This window comes from Ruegeria sp. BB9 (assembly GCF_056539345.1).
The window spans coordinates 15,122-29,601 of record NZ_JBQFUU010000004.1; the positions used below are offsets into that span (position 1 = coordinate 15,122).

The window sequence follows — 14,480 nt, forward strand, 5'->3', positions numbered from 1 at the left end:
GCCCCTCAGAACTGATACCGGCGGATGCGGGTCTGGATCAGGAACAGATAGATGCAGACCCCTGTCAGGATGATGGCGAACATGCCCGTTGCGATGGCCGATCCCATGTGCGGATCACCGAGTTGCAATTGGAACCCGAAGAAGGTCCGGTACATGAACGTGCCAAGGATGTCGGTCGAGAAATCCGGCCCCGCCAGAGCGCCCTGGGATGCGTAGATCAGATCGAACGCATTGAAATTGCCGACAAATGTCAGGATCGAGATGATGCCGATAGAAGGCAGGATCAGCGGCAGCTTGATCTTCCAGAAGGCGGACATGCCGGTGACGCCTTCGACTTCGGCAGCCTCGAGGATCTCTTCGGGGATCGACAGCAGGGCGGCATAGATCAACATCATCGGAATGCCCACGAACTGCCAGACCGAAATCAGGGCCAGCGTGGTCAGCGCGTATTCTTCTTTGCCGAGCCAGGGCGCGAACAGAGATTTGAGTCCCACCGCGGCCAGCATATCGGGGGCGATGCCCCAGATCGGCGACAGGATCAGCTTCCAGGCGAAGCCAACGATCACGAAGGACAGGATCGTCGGGATGAAGATGGCCGATCGATAAAACGCAGCAAAGCGCAGGCGTGGGTGGCTGAGGATTGCCGCCAGTGCGATCCCGATCGGATTCTGCACCAGCATGTGAATGAAGAAGAACCAGAAATTGTTGCCCAGTGCGTTCCAGAACGCATCCGACCAAATCGGGTCGCCGAACAGGGTGCGGAAGTTGTCCAGGCCTACGAAAACACGGGCCTGATCGACCTCGGTGTACAGTGCCAGCCGCAGCGTGTTGAACAGCGGAAAGACCATGACGGCCGAGTAGACCAGCACTGCGGGTGCCAGAAACACCACGATGTGCCATTTGATCCGGCGATTGCCCATGTTGTTCCTCGAAAGCTCAGGGTGGCTCTGGCCGCCTGGCCAGAGCTGATTGTGTCACGATAGACGGGTTACTGGTGCGGGGCGTACCAGCTGGCCAACCCGTCCTGCAGGCGCTTGCCGGCGTCCTCTGGCGATTCCTCACCCTTGATCACCTGAGCCGATGCGTTCCAGGTCTCGTTCTCAAGGTTGGGCGTTCCACGCGACAGGATCTGATAGGTGGACCGGATGGTCGAGTTGCACTCGTTCCGCCAGCTGACGAATTCCTGTGCCAATGGGTCCTCCATCGCCACATCGAAGCTGGAGAGAGAGAAGAAGCCGGGCAGGGCGTTTGCATAGATCTGCGCGAATTCCTCGGACCCGACCCAGTTCAGGAAGGTGCGTGCCGCATCGGCGTTGGGCGACGCCGCGTTCAGACCAATGGCGATGTCGGTGTGATCCGAGATATAGCACTCGTCCCCGGCATTCTGGACTGGCGGCTTGAAAGCGCCCATCTCGAAATCGGCCAGGTTGTTGAAGCCGCTGATCTCCCAGCTGCCGGCCGGATAGATGGCGGCGCGGCCCAGCGTGAACAGGTTCTGGCTGTCGGGATAGGTCTGCGCTTCGAACCCGTCGCCCAGATAGGCACCCCATTTGGCCAGCTGGCGGTAGGGGGCGACCCACGGCTCGTCCGTCAGTTTCTGAGAACCTTCGATCAGGGCGAGGCGACCTTCTTCGCCCTTCCAATAGTTCGGCCCGATGTTGTTGTAACCCATGGTGGCCGCTTCCCACTGGTCATTGGTGCCCATGGCCATGGGGATATAGGTGCCGTCTTCCTTGATCTTGTCCAGAACAGCAAAGAACTCGGCTTCGGTTTCCGGAACCGACAGGCCCAACTCGTCGAACGCGTCCTTGTTGTAGATGAACCCATGGATCACCGAGGCCATCGGCACGCAGAAGGTGGCCGAGCCGTCATCGGTCTGCCACGCCGATTTGGCGACGTCCGAGAAGTTCGCCATGCCTTCAAGGTCCGAAAGATCGGCCAGCTTGCCCGCCTCGTACAGGCCAAGTGAGGTGTCGAAGGGGCGGCAGGTGATCAGGTCTCCGGCCGAACCGGCATCCAGCTTGGCGTTCAGGGCGGCATTGTACTCCGCCGGGGCCGATGGGGTGAACTTGATCTTGATGTCGGGATGCTTGGCCTCAAAGGCCGGGATGATCTTTTCCTGCCACAGGGCCAGGTCGTCGTTGCGCCAGCTTTCGATGGTCAGCGTGGTTTCGGCCATTGCCGCACCGGCCAGGGCCGATGACGCCAGCAGCACGGCGGTCAGTGTGGTTGTTCTCATGATGTATTCTCCCTTTTGGTCTTCTTCTTGGTTCAAATCTGGTCCAACGCAGGGCGCAGATGGCCGCCCGATGCCGTCAGCAGTTCACTGGCCTGCGCCGGTGTTGCGGCACCGGCGGCCAAAAGTACGGCAAGCTTCAGGTTGCCTTCGGCACGATCCAGGGCATCAGCGGCGTGCTGAGGCGTGGCGCCGGTTATGTTCCGGATGATTCCTTCTGCGCGCTGACGCAGCTTGGCATTGTCGGCCACCACGTTGACCATCATGCCGTCATGCACATGGCCCAACCTGACACCCATGAGGGTCGAGAGCATGTTGAGCGCCGCCTTTTGCGCGGTTGCGGCGCCCAGTCGGGTCGATCCGGCAATGACTTCGGGCGGGGTGTTCAGGCAAATTGCGCAATCGGCGTGCTCGAACAGCAAAGCGTCGGCGTTGTTGGCAATGCAGATGGTTTTGGCGCCGCGGGACCTTGCAATTCCGGCAAAGGTCAACGGGTAAGGCGTGGTGCCGCTGGCGGATATCGCGATCACCGTGTCCGTGGGGAGGAGGTCGGCGGCTGCGATTTCGGCAGTTCGGGTGTCATCTTCGGTGTGACCCGGCATCTCTGCCCCGGTCGGTATGCCGCCGGCCATGCAGATGGCGATCGACTCTGGAGACAGGCCGAATGTCCCCGGTATCTCCGCCCCATCGGCCAAGCCCATCAGCCCGGACGACCCGGCGGCGGCATAATAGAGCCGCCCCCCGGTGCGGATGGTTTCTGCCATCAATGCCGCACCTCTTGAGATATCCTGAAGGCATGCATCCAGCCCGTTCAGTGCGGCTTTCTGCGCATCCAGCAGCAGGCGCAGAACTTCGGCGTCCGGGCGCAGGTCCAGTCCCTCGGATTCGTCGCGCAGCATTTCGGTTTGCGGCAGCATGTGCGGCGTCATGTGATTCCCCTTTGGCATCGAAGATAATACCTATATAATACCTTTTGTCTACCATTCGTTTTAAATCGCGAAATATCGACCGATAAGCATGAAAAATCACGATCTCGGCACACAAGAGGTCTTTTTTTCAGACAAAAGGTATCGTAAAGGTATCTATATGGATGAGTCCCTCCAATATCTCATAGCAATTGACGGTGGCGGTACACGCTGCCGGTTTGCCATGGTCGGCCCCACCGGGCGGCATGATCTGATTCTGGGAAGCGCCAATGTCTATTCCGATCGTGCGGCGGCTATCTCAACGCTGAATGCCGGGCTGCGGGCTCTGGCCGAGCGTGCTGCGATGCCCGAAGCGGCTTTGACCGGGATTCCGATCTACGCAGGGCTGGCTGGCGTGACCGACGCGGACACCGGTGCTGAAATCGCACGGCACCTGCCATCGCGCATTGTGCAAGTCGAGGATGACCGTCGCTCGGCCGTGGTTGGGGCGTTGGGTCCGGTCGATGGATGTTTGATCGGGATCGGCACAGGATCGTTCCTGGCCCGGCAAAGTGATGGCGAAATCCGGTTGCTTGGCGGTTACGGGGCGCTCATCGGTGATGATGCTTCCGGATATTGGCTGGGAAAGCAGTTGCTGCGGCGGGTGTTGCTTGCAGCGGACGGAATAATCCCCGACAGCGCGCTGACGCGGTCCATACGCAGACGTTTTGACGATGACCCGATGCAGATCGTGCGATTTGCGGGGCAGGCGCGGCCGGCCGAAATCGCAGACTTCGCGCCCGAAATCATTGCGGCGGCTCAAAAAGGCGATGTGGTGGCCGTGGCCCTGATGCGCGAGGGCGCCGACTATGTCGCTGCAGGGCTTCAGGCCCTTGGTCGCGATGATGCCGAGCCGGTCTGTGCAGTGGGCGGTGTGGCATCGCATTACATCGCCTATCTTTCCGCCGAGGTGCAGAGCGCGATGATCGAACCGGCAGGCACCGCCCTTGACGGGGCGCTGCAGCTCGCCGCACAGCTGGCCGAGCGCGCCAGATTGGGGGCAGCATGACCGCCGAAACGATCGAAACCTTCCTCAGGACCGGTGACTGGATGCAGCAGGCCGTGGGGCCTCGGTACGTTCGGTTGCGCAAGCGGATCGAAGAGGGCATCGAGAATGGTCTGCTGGCGGAAAGTGCACCGCTACCGGCCGAACGCGAGATCGCAAACCTCACGGGCCTTTCCCGCGTCACCGTGCGCCGGGCGATGCAGGATCTGGTAGATCGGGGAATCGTCATTCAACGCCAGGGCTCGGGCAGTTTCGTGGCCGACGGAACGCCTCGGGTCGAGCAATCCCTGTCACGGCTGACCTCGTTCACCGAGGACATGAACCGACGCGGTCTTGAATCCTCAAGCGAGTGGCTCGAGCGCGGTGTTCACACTCCGTCGCCCGAGGAGGTGATGGCGCTGGCCCTGTCCTCGGGCGAAGCGGTCGCGCGCATCTCGCGCCTGCGTATGGCCAACGATCGGCCCATGGCGATCGAACGGGCCTCGCTGCCAATCGACATTCTGCCGCGCCCGCAGGAGGTCGAAGCCTCCTTGTACGAAGTCTTGGAGCGGGATGGAAACCGGCCCGTACGGGCGCTGCAGCGCATATCGGCGATCAATCTGGACAGCGCCGACGCGGGCTTGCTTGGGGTCGAACCCGGTGCGGCCGGACTGCGCATCGTTCGAACATCATACCTGTCCAATCGGCGGGTCGTTGAATTCACTCGGTCGATCTATCGCGGCGACGCCTATGATTTTGTCGCCGAATTGCGGTTGGCCAACAGCTAGGACACATCATGCAACAGCAGATCACCCGGATGCGCCGGGAAATTGATGAAATCCCCGTGGCCGTAGAAAGGCTTCTGAGTCGGGGCCAGACCGACATTGAGGCGGTCGCCTCGGTTGCCCGCGAACTGGACCCGACATTTGTCGTGACGGTCGCACGCGGGTCTTCCGATCACGTCTGCACCTATCTCAAATACACGTCGGAGATCCTATTGGGTGTGCCGGTGGCCTCGGTCGGGCCGTCGATCGGATCGATCTACGATTCCGTTCTGCGCATGCGTCAGGCGATGTGCCTGTCGGTGTCGCAATCCGGCAAAAGCCCTGACATCGTGGCCATGGCTCGCAATGCCCGGCGCGACGGCGCATTGACAGTAGCGTTGACCAACGACGCCGCTTCACCGTTGGCCGAGGTCAGCGATCACACCATAGATATTCAGGCGGGCCCCGAACTGAGTGTTGCGGCAACCAAGACCTTCGTCACATCGGCGGTGGCCGGCTTGTGGCTGTTGGCAGAGTGGGGGCAGGATGCGGCGTTGCTGGCGGCGTTGCGCGACCTGCCCGAGCAGCTGGATCAGGCGGCCCGGATCGATTGGCCCGAAGTGCGTGACGCTATCGGTGCTCACCCGTCGCTGTTCACGCTTGGCCGGGGCCAGGCACTGGCCGTATCGAACGAAGCTGCGCTGAAATTCAAGGAGACCTGCCAGCTGCACGCTGAAAGCTATTCCTCGGCCGAGGTTCTGCACGGGCCGGTGTCCATCGTCGAGGACGGTTTTCCGGTACTCAGCTTTGCAGCGGCAGATGCGGCGGAGCCTGCGTTGGCGGAGGTGGCGGACGCGATCAGCGCCAAGGGTGCCCGTGTCTTTGCGACCACGGACAGGGTTACTGCCGCGACGCGCATTCCGCATGTCCGCACGGGGCATTCCCTGATTGATCCGCTGAGCTTGATCGTCTCCTTCTACGCGATGGTCGAGGCGTTTGCCGCCTCGCGCGGGATCGATCCGGACGCACCGCGGCATCTGAACAAGGTGACGGAAACCGTATGACCAGCGAACTGCAGGCTCTGGCGGGCGCGGACATTCTGACCCCTGCAGGTATCCTGCAGGATCATGCCCTTCTGTTCGCGGAAGGGCGTATCGGGGGCGTGACGCCTGTCTCCGACACTCCTGGCATAGCGAGGGTGTCGCGGCTGGACGGTGGCCTTCTGGTCCCGGGCTTCGTCGATCTGCAGGTCAATGGCGGCGGCGGGGCAATGCTGAACAACGCCCCAGATCTGGCCACGCTCCGCACGATGTCGCAGGCACATGCGCGTATCGGAGCAACGTCGATCTTGCCAACGCTGATCACGGATACGCCTGAGATCACGCGCCGGGCAATCGCGGCCACGATTGCGGCCGTGAACGAAGGCGTTCCCGGCATTGTCGGCCTTCATCTGGAAGGCCCGCACCTGTCCCAAACCCGCAAAGGTGCACATGACGCTGCCCTGATCCGACAGATGGAGAAGGCTGATCTGGATTTGTTGCTGGACACAGCCACGCAGTTGCCGGTTCTCAAGGTTACGGTGGCGCCGGAAAGTGTGACCGATGATCAGATACGCGCCATGACCCAAGCGGGGATCGTCGTCTCGCTGGGCCATACGGATGCGAGTTTTGAAACCTGTCAAAGAGCCGTTCAGGCCGGGGCTCGTTGCGTCACACATTTGTTCAATGCTCAGAGCCAGATGGGTAACCGAGAGCCCGGCGTCGTAGGCGCGGCGCTGGCGCTTGGCGAGCTGTCTGCGGGCCTGATCGCTGATGGAATTCACGTCCATCCGGTGTCAGTGCGCAATGCCATCCGGGCCAAAACAGGGCCGGGCTGTGTTTTCCTTGTCAGCGACGCGATGGCGACCGCCGGGTCGGATATCGACAGCTTTCTGCTGAACGGACGGCAGATCTTGCGCGACGGCAACCGGTTGACCCTCGCCGATGGAACGCTCGCCGGTGCGCATCTTGAGCTGTTGGACGCGGTTCGCAACGTGGTTGCATTCGCGCAACTGCCTTTGCGAGCTGCTTTCGACATGGCGACCCGGTTTCCCGCGGACCTGATCGGCAGATCAGATCTTGGCCGTTTGGCGGTTGGTGCCCGCGCAAATATTTTGCATGTCTCTGACCAACGGCTGCTCCAGGTCTGGCAGGAAGGTCAGGCATTGGGCTGACGGTGTCCACGCCGACCCTTGGTCGCCGGATTTCCTACGACATGTCGGACCCTGGGCTGTTCATGTCGGGAATCTGGATTGTGCACATCTTGTATTTTTCTTAGCCTTGGTGTCGGGCGCAAGTTTCACGCGTGCCCGGCAAGAGGAATGAGATGACGCCTGTGTTCAGATTTCAGGGGATCTACGCCCCGGTGGTGACCCCGTATCACGCGGATTTCAGCGTTGATTGGGATGCCTTGGCCGAGGTGATCGAATACCTTGTCGACAACGGCGTGCACGGGATGATCTCGGGCGGGTCCACGGGCGAAAACTATGCCCAGACCGTCGATGAAAGGCTGGAACTGGCGCGTTTTACTCACCAGCGACTGAAGGGTCGGCTGCCTTTGGTGGTCGGGACCGGCGCGATGTTGACGCCGGATTCGATCGCGTTGGCCCAAGGCGCGCGCCAGATCGGGGCCGATGCCATCCTGCTGGCCAGCCCGCCCTATTCGGTGCCGACGGATCGGGAAAACGCCCTGAATGCGCTGGCCATCGACAAGGCGGCCGATTTGCCGGTGATGCTGTACAATTATCCGCACCGCACCGGCACGATGATGGGGGCCGAGTTCCTCGATCGCGTCGGGCGCAGCCGCAATTTCTGCGGCATCAAGGAAAGCTCGGGCGACATCAACCGCGTACACATGCTGGCGCGGGACTATCCGCATATCCAGCTGGGCTGCGGCATGGACGATCAGGCGCTGGAATTCTTCGCTTGGGGCGCGCCCTTTTGGATCTGTGGCGGGTCGAATTTTCTGCCGCGCGAGCATGTGGCGCTGTATGAGACCTGCGTGCTGAAGGGCGATTTCGCCAAGGGCCGCCGGATCATGTCGGCGCTGATGCCGTTGATGCGGGTGCTGGAACAGGGCGGCAAGTTCATCCAGACCATCAAGCATGGGGTTACGATGAACGGCATCTCGGCGGGCGCGGTTCGGCCGCCCCTGAAGGGGCTGAACAAGGATGACAAGCGCGCGCTGGAACAGGTGACCCGCGTGCTGAAAAGCAAGATCGCAGACATCATGGCGGAGGGCTGAGGCATGGGCTTGCTGACACGGGACGAATACGCATCCATCGCCGCCGGGCTGGACCTGCCCACCGGCGCCTTCATCGACGGCGGCTATCGCCCGGCGACCTCGGGCGCGGTGTTTCCCACGGTGAATCCGGCCACCGGCACGGTGCTGACCGAGGTCGCGGCCTGCGCCGCCGCCGATGTGGACCTGACCGTGGAAAAGGCGCGCGAGTCCTTCGATGACGGCCGCTGGTCGCGCCTGCACCCGTCGGCGCGCAAGGATGTGTTGATCCGCTTGGCCAAGCTGATGACCCGCAATGCTCGCGAACTGGCGGTGATGGAAAGCATCGACAGCGGCAAAACCATCTTTGACTGCGAAACCGTGGATATCCCCGAGGCCATCCACTGCCTGAAATGGCATGCCGAGGCGGTTGACAAGATTTACGATCAAGTCGCGCCTGCCAGCGACGACCACATCGCGATGATCCTGCGCGAACCGATCGGGGTGGTGGGGCTGGTGCTGCCGTGGAACTTCCCCCTGCTGATGCTGGCCTGGAAGATCGGCCCGGCGCTGGCAGCCGGGTGCTCGGTGGTGGTGAAGCCGGCGATGGAAACCCCGCTGACCGCCCTGCGTCTGGCCGAACTGGCGGCCGAGGCCGGGCTGCCGCGCGGGGTTCTGAACGTGGTTCCGGGTGGCGGCGCCGAGGTGGGCGAACCGATCGGACGGCACATGGATATCGACATGGTGTCATTCACCGGCTCGACCGTGACGGGCAAGAAATTCCTGTCCTATGCGGCCGAAAGCAACGCCAAGGAGGTGGTGCTGGAAATGGGCGGCAAGAACCCGGCCATCGTGATGGAGGATGCCGAGAACCTCGACCGGGTTGCCGCCCATGTGGTGAACGGGGCGTTCTGGAACATGGGCGAGAATTGCTCGGCCACGTCGCGCCTGATCGTGCACCGCGCGGTCAAGGCTGACCTGCTGGAGCGCATCGCCCACCACGCCCGCCAGTGGACTGTGGGCGACCCGCTGGACCCTGCAACCCGTCTGGGCGCGCTGGTCAGCAAAGACCATTTCAACAAGGTCTGCGGTTATCTGGACAAGGCGCCGTCAGTCCTTCTGGGCGGCAAGGCCGAAAACGGGTTCGTCGAAGCAACCGTGGTCGAGCTGCCCGACAATGACGCGCCGCTGGCGCGTGAGGAAATCTTTGGGCCCGTTCTGTCGGTGATCGAGGTCGCGGGGTTCGACGAGGCCATCGCGATGGCCAATGACACGCCATATGGGCTGTGCGCATCGCTGTTTACGGCCAACGCCAAGCGCGCCCTGCGCGGCGCCCGCGCGATCTGGGCCGGAACCGTGACGGTGAACAGCTTTGGCGAGGGCGACATCTCGACCCCGTTTGGCGGCTACAAGCAGTCTGGTTTTGGCGGGCGGGACAACGGGCTGCATGCGCATGACCAGTACACGCAGCTGAAGACGCTATGGATCGACCTGTCGGATGATGCCGACGAGGCGGTGGATTGACGCGGTTCACCGCTTGCCGCCTGCCGGTGCAGCGCGGTCCGGCTGCGTGGAATGCCCTGCTGGGCCCGCAAACTCCCGCGCGGCAGCTTTCGGGCAATATCACCGCAGATTTCACCATCGTGGGCGGCGGTTTTGCCGGGCTGTCTGCGGCGCGGCGATTGCGGCAGTTGGTGCCCGATGCGCGGATCGTGGTGCTTGAAGCCGGGCGCGTGGCGGAAGGCGCGGCGGGGCGCAACTCGGGCTTCATGATCGATCTGCCGCATGACCTAGCCTCGGACGACTATGCCGGGGCGGGCGATGACCGGTCGATGATCGGGCTGAACCGGCAGGCCATCGCCTTTGCTCGCGCGGCGGTCGAGGAATACGGCATCGACCCCAACTATTTCGATCCGGCGGGCAAGGTGAACGGCGCGGCCAGCCCGGCGGGACATGCGCACAACCAAAGCTATGCCCGCCATCTGGACAGCCTCGGCGAGCGGTTCGAGATGCTGGACCGGCAGCAGATGCAGGAACTTACCGGGTCCGGGCACTATGTCTCGGGGCTGTATACGCCGGGCACGGTCATGCTGCAGCCGGCGGGCTATGTGCGAGGTTTGGCGGCGGGGTTGGCGGCCGATGGGGTGCAGATTTTTGAAAACAGTGCGGTCACGGGGTTCCAGCGCGACGGTGCGGGTTGGTGCGTGCAGACCGCGCTCGGGCAGGTCTCGACCGGCCGGCTGATCCTTTCGGTGAACGGTCACCTGGAGAGTTTCGGGGTGGAACGTGGCCGGCTGATGCAGCTGTTTCTGTTCGCGGCGATGACGCGAGAATTGGAGGCCGATGCGCTGGCCCAGCTGGGTGGCCAGCCGCGCTGGGGCGTGACCCCGTCCGATCCGATGGGCACCACCATGCGCCGGATCGACACCGGGCAGGGCGGCAACCGGATCATCACCCGCACCTGCGCCGTGCTGCGCCCGGGCATGGAGGCGCGGGCAGCGGACCTGCGGCGCGCAGTTGCGGTGATGCGGCGCAAGTTCGACCGGCGCTTTCCACAGCTGCGCGGCATCGCGATGGAGTACGAATGGGCCGGCCATCTGTGCCTGAGCCTGAACGGCGTCTCGGTCACCCGCGAGATCGAGACCGGCGTTTATTCCGCCTGCGTCCAGAACGGGTTGGGCACCGCGCGCGGCACCCTGACCGGGATCGCCGCGGCCGAGATGGCCTGTGGCGTGCGGTCCGGGATCAGCGATTATTTCGGTGCCGAGGACCGGCCCAAACGCCTGCCGCCCCGACCGTTGTCTGAGATCAGTGCCAATATGGTGCTGCGCTGGAAGGAATGGCGCGCGCGCGACGAATGAAAAAGGCCCGCCTGACAGGCAGGCGGGCAAGTGGAGTGTTCCTAATAGTGCTGGTTCAATTCGTCGGCGGCGGGAATTTCCCGCTCGCGCCGGGCGATGTAATCGCGCAGCGCCTCGTCGGTGGCCGGGTCCATTCGGGGCTCTTGATACTCGGCCAGCAGCTTGCGGGCGTGGTTCAGGGCGCGCTCGGTGATCTCGACCCCGCCCTCGGCCACCCATTGTTCGATCGAGTTGTTGTCGAACAGTTCGGGCATGAAGAACGCCTCCTGGAAATTGTCCTGTGTGTGCGGATGGCCCAGGTAATGCCCGCCGGGGCCGATATCGGATACGGCGGCAACGGCCTCGTCGAAATCGTGCCATTTCGGCCCCTCGGCCATGCGATAGGCCATGGCGCATTGCTCGGCATCGACCACGAACTTGGCGGTTGAACAATGCATCCCGGCCTCGTTCCAGCCCGCCGAATGCCAGATATAATTGGCCCCCGCATGGATCACCGCCGACAGCGTGGTGGCGGATTCGTAGCCCGCCTGCGCATCGAATGTCTTGGCCCCGCCCAGCGTGTTCGAGCTGCGCCAGGGCACGCCGTAGTGTCGCGCCATCTGGCCGATCATGAAGTTCATCAGGCTGATCTCGGGCGTGCCCGCCATCGGCGCGCCGGATTTCATGCTGACGGTCGACAGGTAGTGCCCGTAGATCGCGGGACAGCCGCGCCGGATCACCTGCGTGTAGGCCAGCGCGCTCAGCGCCTCGGCGTTGAGCTGCGCGACCGTCGCCGGCACGCTGGCCGGCGTGTTGGCCCCGCCCAGTACGAAGGGCGAGCACAGCACCGGCTGATTGCGGTGGCAGAAGGCGCGCATCGCCCCCAGCATGGTCTCGTCCCAGACCAGCGGCGAGTTGCCGTTGCAATTGCCGGTGGTGACGGGGTGATCCTCCATGAAATCCTCGCCGAACAGGATGGCGCACATCTCCATCACGTCTTCGGCGTTCTTGGGCGAGGTGGTCATGCCCATGAAGGTCTTGTCGGAATATTTCATCGACGAATAGGTGATGCGCAGATGGCGCTGGCTGATCGGGTGATCATAGGGTTCCACGATGTGGTGAGCGCTGGAATGCAGCGCGGGCAGCATGTGGCTGAGCTTGTGGAACATCGCCAGATCGTCCAGTGTCGGGTTGCGGCGCATGTCGTCGAGATCGCGCAGAAACGGCGCGCCGGTCATCGGAACGAAGATCGCGTGCGGCCCACCCAGGCGCACATTCTTGCGCGGGTCACGGGCGTGATAGGTGAAATCCGAGGGGAGCGTCGCGATCAATTCGCGGACCAGACCGCGATCAAGATACACCCGCTCGTCGTCAACTTTGGCTCCAGCCGCCTTCCAGTCGGCCAGCGCGATCGGGTCGCGGAACTGCACGCCCACGTTTTCGAGGATGTCCATCGAGGCCGCGTCGATCCGCTCGACCTGTGACCCGTCCATCACTTCGCACAGTGGGATGTTGCGGGTCAGGCCCGGCAACATGTCAAAGCAGGGCGCGGTGCGCAGGGCGCGGCGGGCGGCGCGGCCTCCGGTTCGGACACGGGTGGCGGTCTGGGTCATTCTGGGCCTCCTTTGACACCAGTCTGACCGCCGACCGTGGGCGCGACCTGCAGGATTGCGAAATACTGTTGCGGAATGCGACATCGAGCCCGTGCATTGCCGGCGACAGCTGCTAAGCTGCGCTCCGCAGGATCAGGAACAATGCACAGAGCAGACCGAGAATGAATTCCGCCACATCTGAAACCGCCCGGCTCGAGGGCGAATACGACTATATCATCATAGGCGCGGGTACCGCGGGCTGTGTGCTGGCCAACCGGCTGACCGAGGATTCCAGGACACGGGTTCTGCTGCTCGAGGCGGGCAAGTCGGACAATTACCATTGGGTCCACATCCCGGTGGGGTATCTGTACTGCATCGGCAATCCGCGCACCGACTGGATGATGAAAACCGCGCCCGAGCCGGGTCTGAACGGGCGGTCGCTGGTCTATCCGCGCGGCAAGGTGCTGGGCGGGTGCAGCTCGGTCAACGGGATGATCTACATGCGCGGGCAGGCGGCCGACTATGACCATTGGCGGCAGCTGGGCAATGCGGGCTGGGGCTGGGACGACGTGCTGCCCTATTTTCTGAGATCCGAAGATCACCACGCCGGCGACAGCAAAATGCACAGGTCCGGCGGCGAGTGGAAGGTTCAGAAACAGCGGCTGAGCTGGGAGATCCTGAAAGCCGTTCAGGACGGCGCGCGCGAGATCGGCATCCAGCCGCGCGCCGATTTCAATGACGGCAACAACGAGGGCTCGGGGTTTTTCGAGGTCAACCAGAAGAACGGCGTGCGCTGGAACACGGCCAAGGGATTTCTGCGCCCAGCGATGAAGCGGCCCAACCTGCGGGTCCTGACCGAGGCCGAGACTCTGGGCCTGATCCTCGAGGGCAAGGCCGTGCGCGGCGTACGCTTTGCGCGGGGGGGCACCGAATACCGCGCTGTGGCCGGGGCCGAAGTTCTGCTGGCGGCGGGGTCGATCAACTCGCCCAAGCTGCTGGAACTGTCGGGGATCGGCGACCCCCAGGTGCTGGCGGCGCACGGAATCGCGGTTCAGCATGAAAGCGCGGGCGTGGGGGCGAACCTGCAGGACCACCTGCAGATCCGAACCGTGTTCAAGGTGCAAAACGCCAAAACCCTGAACACCATGGCCAACAGCCTGTGGGGCAAGGCGCGCATCGCGGCGCAGTACGCCCTGACCCGGTCGGGCCCGATGGCGATGGCGCCCAGCCAGTTCGGCATGTTCACCAAATCCGACCCGATGCTGGCCACGCCGGATCTGGAATATCACGTACAGCCACTGTCGACCGACCGTCTGGGCGATCCGCTGCATCCGTTCCCCGCGATCACCGTTTCGGTCTGCAATCTGCGGCCCGAAAGCCGGGGGCACTGCCACATCACCACGCCCGATCCGACGGCCCAGCCCGAGATCAGGTTGAACTACCTCTCGGCCGAGCGTGACCGGCAGGTGGCGGTCAAATCCGTGCAGCAGGCCCGGCAGGTGATGGCCGCGCGGGCGCTGGCACCCTATCACCCGCAAGAGGTTCTGCCCGGCCCCGAGATCAACGACCAACAGGGTCTGCTGGATGCGGTGGGCGACATCGCCACCACGATCTTTCACCCGGTCGGCACCTGCCGCATGGGCAGCGACGCCGCCGCGGTGGTCGATCCACAATTGCGCGTTCGGGGTCTGGAGGGGCTGCGGGTGGTCGATGCCTCGGTCATGCCGAAGATCGTGTCGGGCAATACCGCCTCGCCCGTGATCATGATCGCGGAAAAGGCTGCCGACATGATACGCGGACGGGCATGAGCGCGGGGCTTGCGCCTTGGCCCGTCGGACAT

General features: G+C 63.3%; 12 protein-coding genes. 8 read left to right on the forward strand and 4 right to left on the reverse strand.

Annotation, left to right across the window (positions count from 1 at the left end):
• Nucleotides 1-5 precede the first annotated feature (5 nt).
• The 3 genes from ACR0FC_RS13965 to ACR0FC_RS13975 all read right to left on the reverse strand — a co-directional run bounded on the left by ACR0FC_RS13965 (nt 6) and on the right by ACR0FC_RS13975 (nt 3,165).
• Nucleotides 6-920, reverse strand: coding sequence for a carbohydrate ABC transporter permease (locus ACR0FC_RS13965; protein WP_170341793.1), 915 nt, complete (start codon nt 918-920; stop codon nt 6-8).
• Between the two features lie 68 nt (nt 921-988).
• Nucleotides 989-2,239 carry an ABC transporter substrate-binding protein gene (locus ACR0FC_RS13970; RefSeq protein ID WP_170341178.1) on the reverse strand — a complete coding sequence of 417 codons (1,251 nt, stop codon included), beginning with the start codon at nt 2,237-2,239 and terminating at the stop codon, nt 989-991.
• Between the two features lie 32 nt (nt 2,240-2,271).
• Entirely contained in the window at nt 2,272-3,165 is an 894-nt protein-coding gene (locus tag ACR0FC_RS13975) for an N-acetylmuramic acid 6-phosphate etherase (RefSeq protein WP_254432959.1), read from the reverse strand.
• Nucleotides 3,166-3,322: 157 nt separating this feature from the next.
• Here ACR0FC_RS13975 and ACR0FC_RS13980 point away from each other — a divergent pair, with 157 nt between their 5' ends.
• From ACR0FC_RS13980 to ACR0FC_RS14010, 7 genes are all read left to right on the forward strand, one after another.
• Entirely contained in the window at nt 3,323-4,210 is an 888-nt protein-coding gene (locus ACR0FC_RS13980) for a glucosamine kinase nucleotide-binding domain-containing protein (RefSeq protein ID WP_170341795.1), read from the forward strand.
• Nucleotides 4,207-4,974, forward strand: coding sequence for a GntR family transcriptional regulator (locus ACR0FC_RS13985; RefSeq protein ID WP_170341797.1), 768 nt, complete (start codon nt 4,207-4,209; stop codon nt 4,972-4,974). Before ACR0FC_RS13980 ends, ACR0FC_RS13985 begins: the two co-directional genes overlap by 4 nt.
• A gap of 8 nt (nt 4,975-4,982) precedes the next feature.
• Nucleotides 4,983-6,014 carry an SIS domain-containing protein gene (locus tag ACR0FC_RS13990; RefSeq protein WP_170341798.1) on the forward strand — a complete coding sequence of 344 codons (1,032 nt, stop codon included), beginning with the start codon at nt 4,983-4,985 and terminating at the stop codon, nt 6,012-6,014.
• Nucleotides 6,011-7,162 carry an N-acetylglucosamine-6-phosphate deacetylase gene (nagA, locus tag ACR0FC_RS13995; protein ID WP_170341800.1) on the forward strand — a complete coding sequence of 384 codons (1,152 nt, stop codon included), beginning with the start codon at nt 6,011-6,013 and terminating at the stop codon, nt 7,160-7,162. The genes ACR0FC_RS13990 and nagA overlap by 4 nt, the downstream gene beginning before the upstream one ends.
• Before the next feature lie 152 nt (nt 7,163-7,314).
• Entirely contained in the window at nt 7,315-8,232 is a 918-nt protein-coding gene (locus ACR0FC_RS14000) for a dihydrodipicolinate synthase family protein (protein ID WP_170341802.1), read from the forward strand.
• Between the two features lie 3 nt (nt 8,233-8,235).
• Nucleotides 8,236-9,732: an aldehyde dehydrogenase gene (locus tag ACR0FC_RS14005; RefSeq protein ID WP_170341804.1), complete on the forward strand. Its 1,497-nt coding sequence runs from the start codon at nt 8,236-8,238 to the stop codon at nt 9,730-9,732.
• Nucleotides 9,729-11,069, forward strand: coding sequence for an NAD(P)/FAD-dependent oxidoreductase (locus ACR0FC_RS14010; RefSeq protein WP_170341806.1), 1,341 nt, complete (start codon nt 9,729-9,731; stop codon nt 11,067-11,069). Before ACR0FC_RS14005 ends, ACR0FC_RS14010 begins: the two co-directional genes overlap by 4 nt.
• A gap of 41 nt (nt 11,070-11,110) precedes the next feature.
• Here the strand turns inward: ACR0FC_RS14010 and ACR0FC_RS14015 are convergent, their stop codons facing one another.
• Nucleotides 11,111-12,661, reverse strand: coding sequence for a trimethylamine methyltransferase family protein (locus ACR0FC_RS14015; protein WP_170341808.1), 1,551 nt, complete (start codon nt 12,659-12,661; stop codon nt 11,111-11,113).
• 161 nt (nt 12,662-12,822) lie between these two features.
• Here ACR0FC_RS14015 and ACR0FC_RS14020 point away from each other — a divergent pair, with 161 nt between their 5' ends.
• The gene (locus tag ACR0FC_RS14020; RefSeq protein WP_170341810.1) at nt 12,823-14,448 is read left to right on the forward strand and encodes a GMC family oxidoreductase; all 1,626 of its coding nucleotides are present in this window, start codon (nt 12,823-12,825) and stop codon (nt 14,446-14,448) included.
• Nucleotides 14,449-14,480: the final 32 nt, after the last annotated feature.